Annotated in this window: 23 protein-coding genes and 2 tRNA genes; 3 read left to right on the top strand and 22 right to left on the bottom strand. The window is 37.6% G+C overall.

The window, feature by feature from the left end:
• Window positions 1-96 precede the first annotated feature (96 nt).
• The 10 genes from PG840_RS13390 to PG840_RS13345 form a co-directional block, all read right to left on the bottom strand.
• Window positions 97-939 (bottom strand): zinc dependent phospholipase C family protein, encoded by an 843-nt coding sequence (locus PG840_RS13390; RefSeq protein ID WP_226824568.1) that lies wholly within the window; start codon window positions 937-939, stop codon window positions 97-99.
• A 140-nt stretch (window positions 940-1,079) separates the two neighbouring features.
• Window positions 1,080-2,417: a sensor histidine kinase gene (locus tag PG840_RS13385; protein WP_114002298.1), complete on the bottom strand. Its 1,338-nt coding sequence runs from the start codon at window positions 2,415-2,417 to the stop codon at window positions 1,080-1,082.
• A 1-nt stretch (window position 2,418) separates the two neighbouring features.
• The gene (locus PG840_RS13380; RefSeq protein ID WP_054337522.1) at window positions 2,419-3,129 is read right to left on the bottom strand and encodes a LytR/AlgR family response regulator transcription factor; all 711 of its coding nucleotides are present in this window, start codon (window positions 3,127-3,129) and stop codon (window positions 2,419-2,421) included.
• A complete protein-coding gene (locus PG840_RS13375) occupies window positions 3,107-3,469 on the bottom strand; it encodes a helix-turn-helix domain-containing protein (RefSeq protein ID WP_054337521.1) in 363 nt (120 codons plus the stop codon). Before PG840_RS13375 ends, PG840_RS13380 begins: the two co-directional genes overlap by 23 nt.
• Window positions 3,470-3,582: 113 nt before the next feature.
• Window positions 3,583-4,638: a radical SAM protein gene (locus PG840_RS13370; protein ID WP_054337520.1), complete on the bottom strand. Its 1,056-nt coding sequence runs from the start codon at window positions 4,636-4,638 to the stop codon at window positions 3,583-3,585.
• Between the two features lie 65 nt (window positions 4,639-4,703).
• Window positions 4,704-4,859 (bottom strand): hypothetical protein, encoded by a 156-nt coding sequence (locus PG840_RS13365; RefSeq protein ID WP_054337519.1) that lies wholly within the window; start codon window positions 4,857-4,859, stop codon window positions 4,704-4,706.
• 99 nt (window positions 4,860-4,958) lie between these two features.
• Window positions 4,959-5,684 (bottom strand): LytR/AlgR family response regulator transcription factor, encoded by a 726-nt coding sequence (locus tag PG840_RS13360; protein WP_226824573.1) that lies wholly within the window; start codon window positions 5,682-5,684, stop codon window positions 4,959-4,961.
• Window positions 5,685-5,694: 10 nt separating this feature from the next.
• The gene (locus PG840_RS13355) at window positions 5,695-5,877 is read right to left on the bottom strand and encodes a hypothetical protein (RefSeq protein WP_005342250.1); all 183 of its coding nucleotides are present in this window, start codon (window positions 5,875-5,877) and stop codon (window positions 5,695-5,697) included.
• 184 nt (window positions 5,878-6,061) lie between these two features.
• Window positions 6,062-6,250, bottom strand: coding sequence for a helix-turn-helix domain-containing protein (locus PG840_RS13350; protein WP_054337518.1), 189 nt, complete (start codon window positions 6,248-6,250; stop codon window positions 6,062-6,064).
• Complete coding sequence (locus tag PG840_RS13345) at window positions 6,247-6,693, bottom strand: sigma-70 family RNA polymerase sigma factor (RefSeq protein ID WP_117843953.1); 447 nt, start codon at window positions 6,691-6,693, stop codon at window positions 6,247-6,249. The genes PG840_RS13350 and PG840_RS13345 overlap by 4 nt, the downstream gene beginning before the upstream one ends.
• A gap of 395 nt (window positions 6,694-7,088) precedes the next feature.
• Between PG840_RS13345 and PG840_RS13340 the strand changes: the two genes are divergently transcribed.
• Window positions 7,089-7,439, top strand: a complete 351-nt coding sequence (locus tag PG840_RS13340) for a helix-turn-helix domain-containing protein (protein ID WP_004223831.1) — start codon at window positions 7,089-7,091, stop codon at window positions 7,437-7,439.
• Window positions 7,440-7,582: 143 nt separating this feature from the next.
• Here PG840_RS13340 and PG840_RS13335 read toward each other — a convergent pair whose 3' ends face one another.
• The 10 genes from PG840_RS13335 to PG840_RS13290 all read right to left on the bottom strand — a co-directional run bounded on the left by PG840_RS13335 (window position 7,583) and on the right by PG840_RS13290 (window position 17,465).
• On the bottom strand, window positions 7,583-7,963 hold the full coding sequence (locus PG840_RS13335; RefSeq protein WP_226824567.1) for a stage III sporulation protein AF: 381 nt from the start codon (window positions 7,961-7,963) through the stop codon (window positions 7,583-7,585).
• 15 nt (window positions 7,964-7,978) lie between these two features.
• On the bottom strand, window positions 7,979-8,899 hold the full coding sequence (locus PG840_RS13330) for a ParM/StbA family protein (RefSeq protein ID WP_117843951.1): 921 nt from the start codon (window positions 8,897-8,899) through the stop codon (window positions 7,979-7,981).
• A 191-nt stretch (window positions 8,900-9,090) separates the two neighbouring features.
• On the bottom strand, window positions 9,091-9,510 hold the full coding sequence (locus tag PG840_RS13325; protein ID WP_117843950.1) for a hypothetical protein: 420 nt from the start codon (window positions 9,508-9,510) through the stop codon (window positions 9,091-9,093).
• Window positions 9,511-9,513: 3 nt separating this feature from the next.
• Window positions 9,514-10,302: a class B sortase gene (srtB, locus tag PG840_RS13320; protein ID WP_226824566.1), complete on the bottom strand. Its 789-nt coding sequence runs from the start codon at window positions 10,300-10,302 to the stop codon at window positions 9,514-9,516.
• 46 nt (window positions 10,303-10,348) lie between these two features.
• The gene (locus tag PG840_RS13315) at window positions 10,349-11,530 is read right to left on the bottom strand and encodes a CHC2 zinc finger domain-containing protein (protein WP_179976651.1); all 1,182 of its coding nucleotides are present in this window, start codon (window positions 11,528-11,530) and stop codon (window positions 10,349-10,351) included.
• Between the two features lie 77 nt (window positions 11,531-11,607).
• Window positions 11,608-12,561 (bottom strand): hypothetical protein, encoded by a 954-nt coding sequence (locus PG840_RS13310; protein WP_173684405.1) that lies wholly within the window; start codon window positions 12,559-12,561, stop codon window positions 11,608-11,610.
• 89 nt (window positions 12,562-12,650) lie between these two features.
• Window positions 12,651-14,894, bottom strand: coding sequence for an SF1B family DNA helicase RecD2 (gene recD2 / locus PG840_RS13305; protein WP_025581132.1), 2,244 nt, complete (start codon window positions 14,892-14,894; stop codon window positions 12,651-12,653).
• Window positions 14,872-15,273 carry a DUF7768 domain-containing protein gene (locus PG840_RS13300; RefSeq protein ID WP_117843947.1) on the bottom strand — a complete coding sequence of 134 codons (402 nt, stop codon included), beginning with the start codon at window positions 15,271-15,273 and terminating at the stop codon, window positions 14,872-14,874. The genes recD2 and PG840_RS13300 overlap by 23 nt, the downstream gene beginning before the upstream one ends.
• Window positions 15,273-16,310: a YqaJ viral recombinase family nuclease gene (locus PG840_RS13295; protein WP_117843946.1), complete on the bottom strand. Its 1,038-nt coding sequence runs from the start codon at window positions 16,308-16,310 to the stop codon at window positions 15,273-15,275. Before PG840_RS13295 ends, PG840_RS13300 begins: the two co-directional genes overlap by 1 nt.
• Window positions 16,311-16,322: 12 nt before the next feature.
• Entirely contained in the window at window positions 16,323-17,465 is a 1,143-nt protein-coding gene (locus PG840_RS13290; RefSeq protein WP_117843944.1) for a transposase, read from the bottom strand.
• Between the two features lie 734 nt (window positions 17,466-18,199).
• Between PG840_RS13290 and PG840_RS13285 the strand changes: the two genes are divergently transcribed.
• Both PG840_RS13285 and PG840_RS13280 read left to right on the top strand, forming a co-directional pair.
• Complete coding sequence (locus PG840_RS13285) at window positions 18,200-18,400, top strand: helix-turn-helix domain-containing protein (RefSeq protein WP_243148421.1); 201 nt, start codon at window positions 18,200-18,202, stop codon at window positions 18,398-18,400.
• A gap of 98 nt (window positions 18,401-18,498) precedes the next feature.
• Window positions 18,499-19,713, top strand: coding sequence for a site-specific integrase (locus PG840_RS13280; RefSeq protein WP_059085258.1), 1,215 nt, complete (start codon window positions 18,499-18,501; stop codon window positions 19,711-19,713).
• 345 nt (window positions 19,714-20,058) lie between these two features.
• Here the strand turns inward: PG840_RS13280 and PG840_RS13275 are convergent.
• A tRNA-Cys gene (locus PG840_RS13275) sits at window positions 20,059-20,130 on the bottom strand.
• A gap of 36 nt (window positions 20,131-20,166) precedes the next feature.
• Window positions 20,167-20,239: transfer RNA gene (locus PG840_RS13270), tRNA-Asn, on the bottom strand.
• Between the last annotated feature and the right edge of the window lie 73 nt (window positions 20,240-20,312).

The raw sequence follows: 20,312 nt of genomic DNA, 5'->3' as shown, positions 1-20,312 counted from the left end.
TCGCCATATATTTTGATTATTTTGCGTATTTTAGTGTCTAAATGGCATAAAAAACAGGCCTCGATATTCTTAATACCAAGACCTGAAAAACTCTTATTAATAGATTCCAACTTCTTTTCCAAATTTATACATATATTGAGTTACCGTCTGTATAGCATGCTGCACAGATTGTCTGCCTGCACTATCATAGGAACTTTCCTTTTGAGCATCCGCCGCAAGCCCTTTCGCATGTTTTGCTGCGGAATACATCAAATCTCCTGTTGATGTATTTAATGCGGTTGTATATACGGATGAGCCAAACGAATTTCCTGCTATTGTGTAAGATTTACGGTTTTTATCAACATATTTTTCAAAAGCGGAATGATTGCTGTTTACTGCTGTCAAGTTCGATGCATGATGCGGTTCATTTAAGTCTGATACATAATGGGTGCCTTTTCCTAAGTTTGACATAGCCAATTGTACATCTCCTGCACGATACGCATTTACTGCTGCCTGAAAATATGACTCTGCTCTTGTCCTAGCTGTCGGAGATTTTTGACCAAGCCAGTTTTTTCCAGTATCAGGATCATAAAAGTGTCCTGCAAAAGTTCCTGCATCTGTTTCATTTCCAAGTTTATCCGGCCAGTCGGTTGCCTCCATAAGAATAGATGAGTTCAGCTCACCATTGAATGCACTATTTCCTTTATCATTGCTCAGAATTTTAAGTGCGTTTGCAACAATATACTGATGTGTATGATCTACCCCACCAGACGAAAATCTTTCATCTGGATTTGTGCCATGCTCAATCGGAACTCCTTCCCCGTAAAGTTCATCAGAACCATTCGCAATATCCTGCACTTTCGTTGGAAGTTCTGGTTGTTCCGCTGCCATAACTGGCATCGTTCCCAATAAAGCCCCCACTGATACCATGGCAATAAATAGTTTCATTTTTTTTCGCATACCCATGCCTCCTCTTCTTTTTTCTTTATTTTACATCCTGCTTCAAGAAAAAACATATAATTTGTTTAGTTTGCATTTTTTATGCCCTGCCTGGACCAATAAAAATGGCACTTATTTTCCATAAGCACCATCTTGTCACACTATATTTCTATCGGAATAATCACAGAAACAGAAAACATATCATCTAAAACACTAAATGATACTTCTCCTCCATAATCTTTCACCACACTTTTAATATTTTTGACACCAAACCCATGATTTTTCTTATCTTCCTTTGATGTTTCCAGTGTTGCATTTTCTCGCAGATAACGTACTTGTGAATCTCTTAGGCTATTTTCACATAAAATTGACAAGAACCCCTTTACTTTTTTAGCCTTTAACTGTACTAAACACTCTACCATAGGATTTTCTTCTTTCATTAACCGGCATTCTCTTAATGCGTTATCTATTGTATTCGAAATTATGACACATAAATCCTCATTTCTTATCTGTCGAAACTCTGTAAAATCGGCAAACACCTTAAATTCAATTCCCTTTTCGATAGCCTCCAATCGTTTCGTATGAAGCAAATTATCAATAAAAGTATTCCCTGATTTATAGTAACTTTGATACTTATTTAATTTACGTTCAATACCATTAATATACTCTATTTTTTGTTCTGGCTCTATATTTTCTTTCAATGCCTCCAAATGATTTTTTATATCATGGGAAAGCCTGCGGATATTTTCCATATCTTTCGATTGTTTCATATAATAATCATACTGCAAGCTCATCTCACTTATTTGAAGCTTTTTTTCATTTTCGATTTTTTTTACATTTAAGTAGTTCTCCAAAATCACTATGTTACAGACAGTTCCTAAAAACATAACAATAGGAACTATTGATATTGTAATAACTGACCATATGTTTCCAATAATTACCTTTTTATCATTATATAGGTTATCGGTACATACTGCCATAACTATAATATTAAGCAATAACGGGATGAAAATTGTCATCACATTAATGCTTGATAAATGCGGTGGAATTCTTTCTATAATTTTCTTTAATGTCAAACATCCGGCAATAATAACACTTTCTGCAATTACCATCATCACCACTTGGTATATTCCTGGTAATTCAGCTAATACTCTATTTCCACTATATGGATATAGGAAAATACTGCTTAGTAATTGCCCTAATAACGAAATAGATAAGAAAATACTGCCTATCAAAATACAATATTTCATATTCCGTTGAAATAAAAAATGTCCTATAAACATGACAATAATCACAATCGTAATATAATTATAAACGATATGTATGGATACCCCATTCTCCATTACCCGCACCAGAAAAATACTTCCAATGCACAAAACATAGGAATACCAATTTTTCTTTCGATACTCTTGATTGTTTTTTCTATCAATCAACAAATATGTAATCAGAAAAATATTAATTATTGAAAAAAGATTCTTTATAATACTCTGTGCATACACACTATACACTTCCTCCCCGTTCTGCCATTTTTTTCATTAGGTTTTGTTTTCTAGACCGTGTAATATAAATTTTAGCTCCGGAATAAAGTGTAGTGGTAAGATCATGTAATGATTCAATACAATCGACATTTACAATAATACCATTATGACAACGTACAAAATAGTATTTTTCCAAGCGTTCTTCTAAATCTCTCATTTTAAAATATCCATCTTCCTGATTTCCATTTCGTAGATGAAATAAAACCTTTCGTTTCACGGTTTCAATGTATTCTATATCGGAAAGAAATAGTTTAAAGTATCCTTTCTCATTCTTTACTGCTATGTATTTTTGCTCATATGACTCTAGTTTTCTTAATGCTCTATTCATTTCACAATTAATCTGTACTTGTGTAATTGGTTTTGTAATAAAATTTTGGACATCATACTTATATCCAACCCCTAAAAATTCATTATGAGATGATACATAAAGAATAATTGATTTTTCATCATGTCTGCGGATAATATCCACCAACTCCATGCCATCCATCGCAGGCATCTCTATATCCAAAAAGAAAATTTGGAATTCTTCTTTTAAAGATTCCATTAACTGCAACGGCTTTGTATATTTTTTTATACAAAAGTCCTTACCATTTTTCTCTGCATAAATTTTTAGCATTTTTTCAACTGTATCTACAAAATATTTTTCATCATCACATATCGCTATTTTTATCACTCATATCACCTATCTGCTTCTTCAGCATATTTTCCATCTGTGCTTCATTTAGCCTTCTTCCCATCAACAATAACGTAGCTTTATTTATCTCATCTAACTTTTGAAAAACATCCCATAATTCTTCAATTTGACTTTTACACAAATCACTATTATCTCCATATACCAAAACATCTATTGGTATGTCAAATATATTTGCCAGTTTCACCAATAAGCTACAGGGAATATTTTCAATATCTGCCTTTTCAATCCTGCTGATTGTCTGTTGACTCGTACCTAACTTTTCGCTTAATTCTTTTTGAGAAATCCCCAATTCCTTTCTCTTTCGCCTAATTATATTCATTTTCACCACCACATCAATATAATAAAACACTTACTACCAGTCACTTCATAAGTTGGTATTTATAATAAAAATAGCGTATTTTTACCCATATTTCAAGTTTTATTTTCAAAAAATTATAATTGAGGAGCATATATCTCCCATAGATTCCTCTTTTTCCTTTCAAAATAACACATATCAGGATTATGTTCACCTACTGTTCCACTATATGCCAAACTGTTCATGATGCAATTTTTGCTTTGGCACTTCACAGCAAAGCTGCATTTTGAACACATATTACCTTCTTTTCCTATTTTCCTCAATCTTTTGATACATTCCTTAGACAATCCATTTTCAACATCTCCAATGCACCCACTATCTTCTAAATTTGCCGCACAACCAAAGATTCTCCCATCCACCTTTATATATATTTGAATAAGACCTACACCACAAAATCCTGATTCTCCATTATTTTCTCCGTATTTCTTCAAATCTAAAATTGGTCCCCAAAGAAATGCTTTTCCTGCTTTTTTCCTTTTTAAATAGTAACGTAATACTTTTTCCCATTCATCAGCCAAACCATCCAACTGATCGGTTGTCCATCTATTCATAACATCAATAGAAGAATCCACTATGCTAAAATTTAGATTTTCAACTAAATGGCAAACAGATTCAAATGTTTCCCCATAATTATTCTGTGTAACAACATGTGCTGCCTGAATATATTGCTTGGTTCTCTTCTCGTATTCTTTGAAATACATACAGTTTTCAATAATATTAGAATAACTTCCAACACCATCAATCCTCTTTCTGTTTTTATTATGGGTTTCCTCATCTCCATCAATACTTACTTTTAAATGAATTCTATATTTAATCAGCCATGCTAAAATCTCATCATTTAAAATAGTTCCATTTGTCGTGATAGAATATGTCACTAAAATATTTCTTTTTAATGCCTGCCCCTCTATATAATCCACCAAATGCTTTAAAAATGAAAGACTTAAGAGTGCCTCTCCACCTACAAAATCCACCCATAATCTTCGATCTCTATGATTTTCCGCATTTAAAAATGCAATTTCCAATCCTTTGTATGCTATCTGTTCGGACATCTTTTGGTTTGTCTTTCTTCCAAGATAACAATATGTACAACGTAAATTACATATTTGGTTTACTTCTAAAGTAATTGTATACATATACTTTCCTCCAAAAAAGAAACCGCACAGACTATCATATCCGATAGGCTACACGGTTCTTTGTTTTAACTAGCTTCATTAATGTATGCCCCTGGAAATGGCCATGGGCAATCAGTTAAACATCTCTGCGTTCTTTCAGAACATCCGGTATAACTTTCTATTTCTTCCTCTGTTAAATCCAGTTCTTTTACGAACTCTTCTGTTGTTTCAGTATTAACCATGTTTTTTCTCCTTTCTGTTTAGTATATGAGGACTATAATCCATTTTTTTCCATACAACAATATTCTTTGTATAAATCAACATATTTTTGACATAGATTTTCAGTTTTCCCATTTTCCCACATATCTAGCTAATGCTCTCATGAACTCTTCTTTCTTATATTTACTTATTGGAATAGTCTTTAACTTCTGAACTTTATCTTTGATTAACACACTATCTTTCTTAACCCCTTCAACATAATCAAAATTGACCATATAACTATTATGACAGCGAAAAAATTGCTTTTTGCTTAAACGCTTCTCCAGTTCACTCATTCTTTGGCTACTTTGCACATCTCCATGAATTGTATGTAAGATCAACAGCTTGTTTTCTGTTTGTATATAGATTATATCGGAAAGTTGCAGCGTAATCAATCCATCGTGACATTTCAAAAATAATTTTTCCTCTGCATTCAACAATTTCTTTTTATATATTTTGTTTAAGATATTCTCAACTTTTCTATACAGTAAAGGTTTTGATAAAAAATCTTCTGCCGCAACTTCAAAGCCTTTCCCTGCATTAGTGATTGTATAATAAGAAGTACAAAAAACGATTGAAACATCAGTATCACTCTTCCGAATCTCCTCTGCTGTTTCAAATCCATCCATTTCAGGCATAGACACATCCAAAAATATAACATCAAACTTTCGTTTCTGATAATTCAATAATAACTGACTGCCACTTCCATACGAAGTAATTTTGACTTCTACATGATTTTCATTTCCATATTTTTCGATATAACTCTCCATTTTTTTATTATAGTCAATAATATCATCACATAATGCCACTTTAATCAACTTATTCCCTGCCTTTCTCGTGTGCTAATAATCGCTGGATCAAAATGTTGATGGTTAATTTATTTTCTTCACACAAATTTCTATATTGTTTTAATAATTTCCATTCTTCCTCTGTTACTTTTTCTATTTGCTCCGTACCATTTTCTTTGCACACTATTCCACATTCTTTTTGGTTCATCTCCATCGAAATTTCCTCCTACTATTTTTTACTATATTAGGGGATTTTAGTTTATCCCGTCTAGTATTCTTGTTTCAATTGCGTTTTTTATTGCCTAATTGGCAATTATAATTATGTAATCCATTTACTAAAAATGGCAGAATATGCTCTAGGGAGGTGTATGGATTATACCGCTACACCTCCTATAATTCTATTCTACATCCCTAAAATACCGTATGCACTTCAACAATTCTGCTGTCAATTCCTGGTACAGATCTTCATCAAAGATTCCATCTACCAAGGCATTTTTAATCAAGAGTGGTCGGTACATTTCAAATATTTCCAGAATAGCATCTTCATCCCCTTGTCTTGCCCGATATAACAATTCTTTAAAATTCATGATTTCTTTCCTCCCATTCTCTTTCGTATTTTGCGGATAGCCCAATAATACGCACCTTTACAGCGTTCTTCCGTCATCTGATTTAAGATGCTCATCTCCTTAAAAGTACGCTCCTCAAAGACATGCTGATAAATAAGCTTCCGTTCTTCTTCCTGCAAAGAAAACATGGCTTCTATAAGGCTTATATCCGTCATTTCGTTCCACTCTGGATATATCCCCTGTGCTTCTTCCATAAGCAGTTGTTCTTTCTGTTCCAATTCCAGCCTTTCCTCTGGAGAAATATCCGCATCTGTATATTCTTTATCTTCCAGATTTTCCTCTGCAAATAATATTTTCTGCTGCTTTTCCAGATACCGAAGTCTTTTTCCCCTTATAGATGCCAGCAAGTAAGCAGTGAAATAATTTCTTGTTTTAGATCCATTATATTTTTGTTCTTCTTTCATTTTCTACCTCCGAAATTTGAAATCAATAAGTTTCCAAATTTCAGAGGTGGAGATCTGCATCTGTGAAGGATATTTTTATTTTGGTAAAAGAAAACGCCGAACCACATTTCTTCTGGCTCGACATCTTTCTTATCCCATGCATCATCCTGCACGGTGACTTCATATATTAACGCATATACTGCATATAAATAACCCTTTTGGCACCCCTGCAAAAGCAAGATTTTTTTGACGAATCATTACACAAGTGCCTTGTCTTTCCTTGCAACATAGATGCTCCTCCCTTGTAGGTTCTCCTGCCCCGCAATTCACATTATATTGCGTATCTTCATGCACTATAATGCGTTTCTCTTACTATCAATCTACGATAAAATAAAACAATAAGTGAGGTGATGCGGATGCTGATGGATACCGTCAAGAAAAAATTAGGCTATATGGTAAGAAGTGAAAGAGAAAGGCGTGGTCTGTCACAATCAAGACTTGCAGAACAAGCCGGTGTGTCCACCCGGACCATTTCTGATATTGAAACCTGTAATGGCAATCCGGAACTTGCAACTTTAATCCCAATCGCTCAATTTCTGAATATTTCAATTGATGCAGCTGTTCAGGATGAACGAAAGGAACCGGACACTACTACTTATCAGATTATGAAAGAACTGCAAAACTGCTCTGAAGACGAGCGGCAAATTGCCCTACGCACCTTGCGTGGGCTTCTTTCTGCATTGAAAGAAAAGGATCCACTCAATTAAGCCTTTTTCTGACAATATCTGACTTTTGATTATACGGATGAAATCTGTGAGAAACCTGTGCGAAATCTGTGGGGTTCCTGTGAATTGGCATAAATGTGCAACAAAAAAGAAGCACTCAAAATCCGATGCTTCTTTTTTCTTTTCTATCTATTTCTAAATGCACTCATTGCATCTCTAACGCTTTTGGCAACTTCAGGTGCAAGGACAAATTCAGATATCTTCTGTTTCTCTATTACATCTTCCTCTGTTTCTTCTTCCACTTGAACATTCTCCTGTTTTGAAAAATAATTCTGCATTGCTTTTTCCACTTCTTGCTTTACCAATTCCAACATCATAATCTGCAAAGCTTCTTGGTTCAATACAGCCCCTTTTTCTGTACTGCCGCCATCTATATGAGCAACCACTGCTGATGCGATTAAGTCGGCTTTATCCCTTACGGAATTTAAAATCTCTGCCGCACATACATGTGTCGGCTTTGTTTTATCAAATCCAAGTGTGAATTTATAGGGATTCTTTTTCTCCACATTTATCACACTCCTCTACATAATCTGAAACAGTCTGTCATATCCTTTGGCATTGGCAGAAATATCCTCAATAAAGGTATATTTCCCCAGACGGTCCGATTGTTCCAGAAAATGGCTCAATAGCTTTGCCCCGCCTCCAATAAATACCGTATATGCTGCTTTGGTATCTATGCCTCTTTCTCGAATACTGTTCAGCAGATCCTTTACAAAATCCTGCACCATACCTTCTGTCATACGGACTACAGCCTCTTCATAAAACTCTGTGTTTCCCTGAAGGATACTGTCAATATCACTTTCCTCTAACAAAATATCATATTCACTGTTAATCCCGGAAATAATCTTGTTATACATGGTAATCACACCTTTTTCCATAGAATCACAGGCTTCCATATCCGGATTACCTTTCCGCATCAGCAGATAGTCTGTAGTAAATCCTCCTATATCAATTCCTACTACTTTGGGAATCTGCTGCAGCTTTTCAATCATAGTCATCATAGCCGCATAGTCCTGTGGAAATGCCATTACCTCTCCAATGGTGATATGATATGTCCTACCACAGTAATTGATATCATGGATTTTCCCTTGTCTTTTAAAATATGCTTCATACCGTTCACAAAGTTCTGCATAATGCTTGGGTGGCAGCCCAATCGGAAGATCCACCTGAATGACATCCTCCGGCTGAATTTGAGGGTTTTCCTCCAGCTCTTTTACGATTGCAAATAGAGTAAGGATAAAAAATCGATCATCCTGCGTTTTATCTCTTTGATAAGGAATCCTATTTTCACTCAGCACATAATACTTTCCCTCATAGAACAGGAACTTTTCCCCTCTGGCAGGCTTTTTATCCTGAATGGTAAGCCCTGTCGTAAATACCTGGGAACAGGTTTTCATATTTCTATTGCCATGGTCTACCGCAATCCGAACTTTTTTTATCATAAAATCATCTCTCCTTTTTTTCTTTATACTTCTCTTGTACGCAGAGCTTCCGTACAAAGCAACTTTTTTTCAAAAAAATATCCTGTCTGCAGCATTTTGCTACAGACAGATGCTTTCTTCCTATATAATAATTTTTAACATTTATCTTTAAACCACCATATATTTCCAGTCCTCATTCGAATTATTTCTCTTTATAAAAAATTAATCTGTTCTGCCTTTTGAGGCAAAATCTTTTTAAACAGTTCCATATAGCGTTCGTATCCGGCTGTAATCAATGGACCACGAAGTGATGTTTCTGACCAAAGTAGCAGTTCTTCTTCCTCTGAATAATACGGAATATTACTAACTGTAAATTTCCCGCCAAAATAATGGGGTGTACTGACTTTCAAAAAATCCTGCATATCCTGCTTTGTCGATACCAGTGGCAAACCTTTCATTTTTCGCACAAAAAAAGCCTCTACCACATCGGGTAAGAAGCCTTTCTTTAAATAAGCATTTGCTCTGCCAAATATTTGGGTTGAACACTCCAGCCGTACTTCTCTTTCTTTTTCGCTGCAAGTTGTATCCAGCACAACCTCTGCCAATGCCTTTGCATATTCAAAATCTAACATCTGTTATTCCTCCATTTTTATTTTCTGTTTCAGTTTTCCATGTACTAAATAGCGATAATCCTTTCGGGTATTTACACAAGTTGATAAGGTCACTACCTGATCCTCCTCGGTAACTGTCATCCCTGTGTTATACTCAGCACTTCTTTGTAGTGTTTCCAGAAAAACTTCATAGTCCTCAGAAGTAGGAAAATCATAAGTATATGCTGGATGATCCGTCGGTGCTGCATAACAGGAAAAAATCTGATACTCATAAATATATCCTGGCACATACATATAAAAACAGGGATAGTTTCGATAAAGTGCCTGTGACTGATACTGATCCAGGGTTCCAAACATGCTCCCATCCTTCATATTATGCCCATAGATAATGGAATTTCTGTCTGATAAATTCTCCTGGTTGTGAAAGTCCATAAAAATACTGCCACTTTTATGATTTTCTCCCGTAATCAGGTGATGCAGATAATAGTCATTATCCCTCCCCTGGACTACCGGATAACTAATTTCCAAACCAGGAATCTCAATCCATGCAATGACATCTGGATTGATTTCTTCCAGCTTGTTAAAATCCACCTGTAGGACTCCCTGCTCTGCGACCTCCTCTGGTGTTTCCCCTGGAACCGCTTCTGGTGACAGGTCTTGATCCTCTATCTTTTGTGTAAACCCTTCCATCTGCTCATAGACTTTTTGACTTTCCTGATAATTCAAATAAATTTGCAGTATCCTTCCTCCTGCAAATAAAAAAACAGCAATGGCTACAAGCATAAATATACCGTAAATTTTCTTTCGTTTCATCGAATCCTCCTCTTCCATAAGACCGGACAACTTGCCCGGTCCATATTCACCCTGTATTTTTCAATACATAGTAATAATCATCAATTCCTTTGATCTGTCCATTCCACTCACCATAAGGATCCATGTCCCAAACCATACGGCTCATGGAAATAGACAATCCACTACAGATTTCATACACCTTTCTACAAGCGTTCTGTAGAATCTGCCGTTTCTGCATCTTATGCGGACAATAAAAAGTGGCTGATTTACGTTGACAGGCATCACATTTTTCGGAATCCCCGTCACAATATACCTTCATTTTTTTATCCATATCATACGCTTCATATAGGTGCTGCAGATGCCTGCTTTTCAACATTTCCAAAACTGGCTTTAAATTTCTGTATTGATTCACACCTGCAACACAAATGAACGTATCCCCTGATAAATAGTGAGCTATCGTGCCTTTTAATGCGCCTTCTGTTAAATAGATCTGTTCTGCGTCCAGGTTTCCTATGACATGTACCGGACTTCCTGATGATACTCCATTTTTAAATTTCACACTGGAAAGCCAGATATACTTCCGTCCCTCCATTACCTGATCCAACCGAATCTGAAATCCTTGTATTTTTCCTTCCGGGGATTGAATTGGTATTAAAATCCCGGAATTTTTAGAACTAAAATTAATTGTCCATTTCCCATCTTGATCTTCATAAAATCCAGGCACACCTTTTACTGTCTGTCCGGATTCCAACAGTTTCTGTACCATATTTTTAATTCCAAACAACGGTACACTACGATACCTCTGTATCTCGATCTGTTCTTCCGTCAGCCCTCTTTTTTTAAGATCCTCCTGGTGTTTATCATTTAATGTCAATAAGGACAACATCTCCTGATATGTTCGGTCAATGACATCTGCATCTGCCAACTCGGCATTGAAAATTACTACAGGCTCTTTTTTAGGAGCTACCTGATAATTTGTTCTGTACTCTCCCTTTCCCAGAGCTTCCCGGATTTGCCGATTTGCCTCTGCGCTGGAAACACCATGCAGTCTTCCGTATAATTCCAGCATTCCGCCGGAAGCATCACACCGATTACACCGAAACACATTTTTCTGAAGATTAACATTCATTTTTCCTTTTGTTTCTCCACAAAATGGACAATTCACATCCATCGATGAAGAATTCTTATGCCGTACTCTAAGCTGCAGTAAATGTACAACATCTGTGATATCGTAGTTAAAGCCTGACATATCATACACTCTATGGCTCCTCCTTTCTTCCACAGCCAATAAAGGCTGTGGAAAGAATGATGATCACCGGCTATTTGTTATGCTTTTGCAAGAATTACTCTGGCTGCTGCCGGTATAAAATGGTTCTGTCCATGATACTGCTCTGCGAACCATTGCAAGCTGGAAGGACTTTCCATCGCAACCTGCCCCATAGTTTTTCCGCTAAATTTTCCTTTTCCTGTTATGGCAACTTGGATTGCCTGCTCATAACTCATCCATTTCACCAGTTCTTCCACCGGCATATTGGGAGCCAGAGATTGCGGCTTAGATGGCATCTGCTGCTGGTGAGGTATCTGCTGCATAGTTGGTGCAACACCACCACTTGCCGAACTCATTACCGGATTAGTCATCTGTCCACTCCCCGTTGCCCTGCTAATTGTATTTCCATTCGCTTGTGCTTCCTGGTAAAACTGCTCCATCATCTGCTGTCCTGGCATTGCTTGCGTCTGAAATGCTGGCATCGCCCCTGCCGGCTGATTCGGTGTCTGTTGCATTGCAGGTGCCGGATTTTGTGCCGGCATCGCAGCCTGCATCGAAGTTCCCTGGTTTACAGGAATTCCTGCATCTACCTGCATGGGATCATTACCTTCCCCTACATCAGCAAATTGCAGACCATATCCCGCATCTGCCAAAGCTCGCCCAATCGCTGCGGTTTCTGCCATTTCAAGAAATTTATCTCCAAACTGTGTATCTGTTGTACGAAATTTCTGCGAAAAGGAATTGGCAATATAATTATTCTCCTGATCACACTTATCCAGATAAATCCTGGCTTCTACAACTGCCATATTTTCTGTAAAATGAACAATCCGGCTGATAATCTTGCCTGTAGGATTTACCAGACGGAACCACAGCTTCCGATATTTCACATCCAGATACCGTTGTTCCTCCTGCCCTTCATTAGAAATAACTCTGGCAAGTTCCAGAGGATAAAATCCTTCCACTTTATTCAGTTCTTCTACTGCTTTTGACTTGTTATATAATAATTCGCTCATTGCCTGCTCCTTTCTTTGGAACCGGCAGGACATCCCTTTATAAAGTAATAACCTGCCAATTCTCAACATTGAACTATTTTGCTATTTTTTTACACAGCCCGGTTGCAAATTGTTGTCGGGATCTGTCTATTACTCTGTGGCTGATACCGTTCACAATACTGTTGTATTTTTGCCGCCAGCATCGTCTTTCTGGTACCTGTATCATCTGTATGAATTGCCTGACAAACAGCTTTCCATTCCCCAACAATATAAACGCGCAGCTTCGCCCTGGTAATCCCTGTATAAAAAATATTCCGCTTCAGCATGGGATAAAAAGCTTTTAGCCACGGAATGATAACCACGTGGCACTCACTTCCCTGGCTTTTGTGTATGGTTATGGCATTTGCATGTTCCATCATCTCCACCTGCTCTGCCTCATACTTCACCCTGCGTCCGTCTGTAAATACGATTTGAACTATTGGGTTGTTATCCTCATCCTCAGAAATCTGTACCAAAGTACCTAAATCTCCATTACTGGCAACTTCTGTATTTTTGTTTTGAAGGATTCGGTCACCTTCTCGGAATATCTCACCGCCAAGATGAAGCTCTTGTTTCCCGGATACAGGAGGATTTACATCATCCTGCAGACTGCGGTTCAGTTCCAAGACACCGGCTGCACTTCGCACTTTGTATGGAGAAAGTATCTGTACCTGCTCCATACCATACACCTGAATTTCCTTGAGATAAATATTCTTAACAATTTGTGCTGCTGCATCTGCTCCTGAACATTCAATCATCTGGAAATCATCTCCCCATTGCAGATTTGTTTTTCCTTCGTTGATAAGCTGGGCATTTATGGGGATATTGCTGTCCTTCCCCTGACGATAGACCAGATTTAAAACAGTAACCGGTATTTTCCCACACAAAATAAGCTGACGGAACACATCTCCTGCTCCTACAGAAGGAAGCTGGTGGACATCTCCGACCAAAAGCACTCTGGCTCCTGCTTTTACCTTGTAAAAAAATTCATAGGCAAGGTGCATATCTACCATAGATACCTCATCCACATTAATAAAATCTGCGGACAATTCATCTATAAGTGCTTCATAATCTCCGTCACCAAAAAGCCCCAGTGCCATGTGCATCGTAGTTGCATCCCCACTTCCGGTACTCTCTGCCATTCGCCTTGCGGCACGACCAGTTGGTGCCATCAGTTGGACTTTATTCCCGCATTTTTTCTGATAGATATACAAAATGACCTTTAAAACCGTTGTTTTACCGGTTCCAGGTCCTCCAGTAATAATGCTGATCGGGTTTGCAAAAACCATACGTACTGCTTCTTTCTGCTGTTCGGATAATGTTATGTTTAAATCTTTCTGTGCTTCCTCCAGTTCCTTTTCAATCGTAAGAACTGGAATTCGCTCATACAATTTTCTTGCAATCATAGAAGCAGTGTCATCTTCTTCCTGATACTGTTTGGTAATGTAAATCCTATTTTCTTCTACCACGATACTGTCTTGCATAACCAGACGATAGATCACTTTTAAAATTTCTGTTTCTGTCACCGGCTGAAGATCCGGTTCTTTATTTAGAACTTTCAAGGCATCTTTTACCAGAATTTCCTGCTCCAGATACAAATGTCCGTTTTGCTTCATGGCTTCCCGCAACACATAACTGACACAGCCGGAAATGCGCATAGGATCATTCGTTGCAGCACAACACTGCCTTGCAATGGCATCCACAGTGAGAAAACCAAACCCCTTAACAGCACAAAGGATATAAGGCTGCTTCCGAATGATTTCTACGGATTGATCCCGAAACTTCTGAAGAATCATATTTGCTTTTTTAGGAGTAACATGAAATGGTGATAAAAAGGTCATCAATTCCCGGAATACTTTATTTTTTCCAAAGGAATCCACAATACGGTCCAGTTTTTGCTGAGATATCCCCTGAATTTTTAATAATTCCTGTGGATATTTTTCCATCACCTCTAAGGTATCCAGACCAAAACGATTGACAATCCTTTCTGCCGTTTTGGGACCAATTCCTTTTAAAGAACCACAAGAAAGGTATCCTAAGATACCTTCCCTTGTTCTAGGTACAACCTCTAAAAAAGTTTCCACCTTGTATTGTGTCCCATAGGAACTTGTTTCCCACTCGCCTTCCATCTCAATTTCGATCTCATCCGTAAGCGGAAGGTCATATCCTTTGGCAGTAAACGCAATGATTTTTTTCTCTGCCCAAAACTTATCCCTGGCAGAAAGAGGAACTTCCTGATTCAGTGTGGAAAATAATGCAACCGTATATCCGTTTTCCTCATTTTGAAAAATCTTACGTATATATTTGCACCTCATCGTCTATGTCCCTCCAGTTCTCTACTTTCATCAATTCCCCTGGTTTCATCTTGGAGTCATACCAATAAATATCCTTTCCTTTTACAAATGCTGTCTGAATCTCGCTTCTCATTCCCTCGCTGATATGTGAACCACAAATGATCAATACTTCACATAAATCCAACATCAAAACTGCAATCTGCATTGCAGTTTCCCGTTCTTCCGGGATACGGTCATCTAACATTAATGGAAGATGAGCATGTGAAGCAAAAGTACGGCAATGATACAGCCTTTTCATCTGCATGAGATAGTATTTTGCCAGTTCCATATTATGCTGCACTCCCTCTGGATTCGGGGCAGACAGCGGAGAACAGATATATGCCTTTTTTCCTTGTAACATTATGCAACCTCCTTTTTAATCCGGAAAATCCTGCTTTCTGTAGTACTTGTGTATTCTTCGTAGATATCCGGATGCTGATTTTTCAGTTTCTCCATATTTTCTTTTCCAATCTGGGTGCGTATCGTAGGATTATAAGTAATCCGGTAACGGAAACTCCCATCCTCGATCACTGCCTTACACCCTTGTCCAAGAAGCTCGACAAACGGTACGCTCAATGCACGTTGTTCCGCTTCAATCTCCTTTTTTCTTTTTTCCAATTGGGATTTTTCTTCAGATAATTTAAGATATTTTTCAAGACTGCGTGATTCCAAGCTAGATATGCTGATTTCAGGAATTGATTTGTCTGCGTAACCCTTATATTTCCGGATACTAGCCAAAATGAGATCTGGCTTCCCGGAATACGGTGGTTCTATTTTCTTCTCCACATATTCTTCCCAGAAGTATTTCTCCTGTTCAATAAGTTCTTCTTCCTCCATTCTATCCCGTTCCAGACACCGATAAACAAATTCATTTTCATTGTTTCCATAAAGGCAGGCAATATATGCTTTATTCATATTCATGACTGCAAGATAATGACGAACCTGCAAAACATAGTTTTCAGGAATCCCATCATCTGCCCATTTGTCTTTTGCATTGTAATTGCAGGTCTTACATTCCAAAATTCCAATGCTTCCATCTGGGAAACGGATAAAGTAATCCACATCCGCCAACATAAACGGATATAGCGGATGCCGGAACATTTTTCGTACAGGGAAAACTTCAAGCCCCGTCTTCTTTGCAAAAATCATGGCAACCAAATCTTCCAGGCGGTGTCCCACTTCTTTCGCTACCCAGTTTTCTTCCTCTTCTTCGATTACTGGCGTAACACCAATTTTATCGAAATACAAATCCCTGATTGTCGCAAATGGGGATAAGCCCATGATTGCCGCTGCATCGCTTCCTCCAATGCCAAGGCGCCGGTAATCCAACCACTCTTCTCGGCTCAAATCTGCTGTATCAACAAGAACTTCCGGCTGATAATTTAATGCTGTATTCATCTCATTTCCTCCTTATAATTTAATCGTTCCATATACATCAAACCCTTTCCAGTCAAAGACCAGTGTTTTTGCAATGTCTTCTTCCAATTTTAAAATCCGTGGTGCAGAAAACCCTTCACAAGCAGCAAAGAAAGCAGCTTCGTGCATGGCAAAATAAAGGTCATGAGCGGTACATGGTTCTTCTCCATATTGTCCCACAAAAAGATCTACTACTTCATTTCGGATTTTCTGATTGATTTTAAGTTCCTTCATAATCAGATGCAGGCAGTTTACAGGGTTTTGGATATCTATATCCATCAAACCAACAATTCCTTTAACTGCTTCCTGATAACGGGAAAAAATTTTGTCCAGATTATTCCGGAAATCCTGTAAGGTCGCCCCTCTATCATGGGACAGTTTGATAGGACTTCCCAGGTTAATGACACGGTTACTGGTTTGCGAGAGCATCATGGGATACAGATTCACACCACTTACTGCTACATCAGAAGTAGTCAGGCGCAGTGCAGGAGCTAGGCTCTTATCCTCAATTCCATGATCTTCCAAAGCCTGGTGATAAGTATCCAAAAGTTCCTGATTTCCTCCTAAAGTCCACATAGCAGACACAATGGAATGGTCAAAACTTCCAGAACCCTCCAGATAAGTACTTCCCTTAAAATGTGCTTTCAGATAATCACTTGTCATATTGAAGATTGTCTGCATATCCAGTACACAGTAATCATGATCATCACCGCCATGTACTGCAGATACTTTTCCATCTGCCACCTTGATTAAGGCATCTCCTTTCGCTACCTGAAGACAGTAGTTTACTACCTTTGCATAAGTAGCTTTCTCCAGTTTCTTTAATCCTGTTCCATTAATGCCGGCTCTTTTCAGAATTGTATGGATAGCACAGTCACGAACCGGATAAAAATCCTTGTTCACTTTTAATACCAACTGGGTATTCTTTTCTGTATCCTCTACTATTCCTTCCAGTTCTTTTTCACAGGCTTCTTCAATGGTTTCTGCCTCCTTTTCCAATGGAACCAGTTTTAGCATCCTGGTAGGCTTACGAATCCACTTGGACTGCTTTGCCCTCTCAGCCAGAAATTCCAGCATCTCCGTTGTACTTGCAAATGTAGTGCAAAACTCATCTGCATAAATCTTTGTTTCTTTCATGTGTGTACCACCTTTCTTAAATTTATTTATCCATAAACAGCCAAAGCTGATTGTGGCAATCCTGCCTTTCATTAGGGCATAAAAAAAGAATGAAAAGTGAAGTATTCCTTCGCTATCCATTCTCATATCCCTGATAATATTACCGAAAAAACAAAAGTGCCGCTATTGCCCCATAAGGACAGATAGTGACACTTTATACAATCATAAACAACTTATGCGGAATAAGCAGCCTTACTGCTCTCCTTGAGTCTTCGGATTTATACAAATCCAAAACTCCCCCTATGGGTACGCATAAAATTAACTATAGCAGTATAGTAGCACATGATATAGTATATGTCAATCTTCATGCACAATATATTGTATGTTTTTAAATACTATGCTTTGCATATATGACTTCAATTAGAATATTGAAATATCACGTATCCCATCTCTCTTTTTTCAAGTTTATAGAAAAATTTTTAATAAAAAGTACATAATCTGTTCAATCTGAAAAAATCTCAGTTAATTACTTAATGAAATTGTTAAGACAAAACCAAGTCTTACGCTATTGTACCTTGATAATTTTATACCTTATCAGGAAATGTATATAGGTGCTGCAGATAGTGTCGCATAAATGCACGCCTGCAGCTTGATGATTACATAGTAACACCTCATACGTGCATGAAACATGGCATAGGAAACGGTTTCCTGATATGTCTACTCTTTCATTAATCTAATTTATAGAGGTGATTATATTGAGTGAAACAGACAATCTCTTTAAAGCATACTCCGTTCAGGAGATAGCATCCATGCTCGGCATTGGAAAAACAAAAACCAGGGAACTTCTTGACAGTGGAATTCTTCCCGTTACAAAAGTTGGGCGGCAATATTTTACTTCACCAGCTTCTATTCAGGAGTTTCTCAAGAAAAACATAGGAAAGCAAATATTCTTTTAGGCCCTTTAGAAAGTTATTGTCAATCAGGCTTGGCTATATTAAAATAGACCTTATACCTGATTTGGCATGAATATCTCATTAAAGAAAGGGAACTATTCATGGCGAGAACAACGAAAGGTACACAACAAAAAAGAAGATCCAAAGGGGATGGATCACTATTTCCAAATAAGAGAGGAGGATGGACTGCCCGATATAGAAAAAAAGGGCTACCGGACAAGGAGTTTAATGCTCCTACCAAAGGAGAAGCGAAAGCATTATTAGATGACTGGAAGATAAAAGTGGCAATACAAGACGCAATTACTTCAAACATCAAAGTACAGGACTATGCGAACAAATACTTATTCCGCAAAAGTCTCATGGTTGAAGCTGGCAAATTCAAACAAACCAGCCTAGATCGATTAGAAAAAACATACGAAAATCATTTAAAAGATACGGATGCTTTTAGCAAAACATTTTCTAATCTGACTGCTGATGATATTACAGCAACGATTAATGCCAAAAAGGAAATCCTGAGTTATTCATCATTAAAGAAAATTTACTTATTTTGGTCTGCAATGATTAAAACAGCAATTTCTCTCGGCGAACTGCCAAAAAACTTTTCTGATATTTTAAATCGGGTGATAATGCCGGAAGAATCCGTTCTTCCTGTAGAAACAAAGGAAATCTCAATCATCCCACCAGAACATGAGCAGATCATAAAAGAAATTGCAATGGAACCCAGTCCAAATAAAAATGAACGCTATTTGTATAGATATGGTCCTGCCATTGTATTCCTTTTAAACACAGGTTTACGTGGTGGTGAATTGCTTGCATTAGGTCAATCTTCTATCGTGCCCTTTTTAGGACGGCGTGGCATTAAAATCACACATACGCTTAGCAGGGTTAAAAACAGAGAGGCCGGTTCCAAAAAAAAGACTAAAATGATTTTGACTCCTCCAAAATACCCAAATAGTTTACGGACTATTCCATTAAACAAGGAAGCTGAATTTTCACTATCATGTATGATGGAGCTATACGATAAAAATCGGGTTTTTCCAGATTTGATATTATCTACGCAAAATGGTGTCAGCCCTACAATCCAAAATTTAGCCAATACGCTAAAGAAAATTTGTAAGCGTGCTGAGATTCCAGAATATAATCTTCATGCACTACGGCACACTTTTGCAACAAATCTGATCCGGCAGACTCACAATATGGGAGAAATAAAGGAAGCTGCTGAAATCATTGGCGATAACTATGAGGTGATCATGCGTACTTATGTTCATACAGACAGTGAACGTAAGGTAAGTTTAATTGATGCTATGATTGCATAAATCATCCGCTTAACAGAGGTAATGGTTGTCTACAGTATGATGGCACAGGCTGTAACAACCAAAATTCTGCCACCTTATCGTCCACCTTACGAAACGATTTTACTTGATTTTATAAGGTTTTTAACGGTTTTTGGCGGACATATCTATAAATATTAAAGCATGAAAACTTATATTTTAGAATTAATTTTTTAAAAAAGGGAATTGGATTATGGAAAAATGGACTTGTAGAAAAAATTGTGAACTTTTTCTTTCCTATAATTTTGCCACCTTATTTTTTTAGACAGAATTATAGGATTTTGAAAAAAGAAAAAGCCTCGAAAACCTTGATTTTCTGGGCTTTTTAAGAGGCGCAGACCGGATTTGAACCGGTGAATACTGGTGTTGCAGACCATTGCCTTACCACTTGGCTACTGCGCCGTATTTAGTTATTTTGCACAATTATTGGGTTTGTAGCTCCCCCTGTTGGACTCGAACCAACGACACTGCGGTTAACAGCCGCATGCTCTACCGACTGAGCTAAGGAGGAATAGATATATTATTTGACTCCTTAGTTTGTGGTGTTGCAGACCTTTGCCTTACCACTTGGCTATGGCGCCAGA

The organism is Coprococcus sp. AM97-35, assembly GCF_027697525.1.
GTDB classification, from domain to species: domain Bacteria; phylum Bacillota; class Clostridia; order Lachnospirales; family Lachnospiraceae; genus Allocoprococcus; species Allocoprococcus comes.
This window is presented reverse-complemented; position numbering and strand designations above follow the sequence as displayed.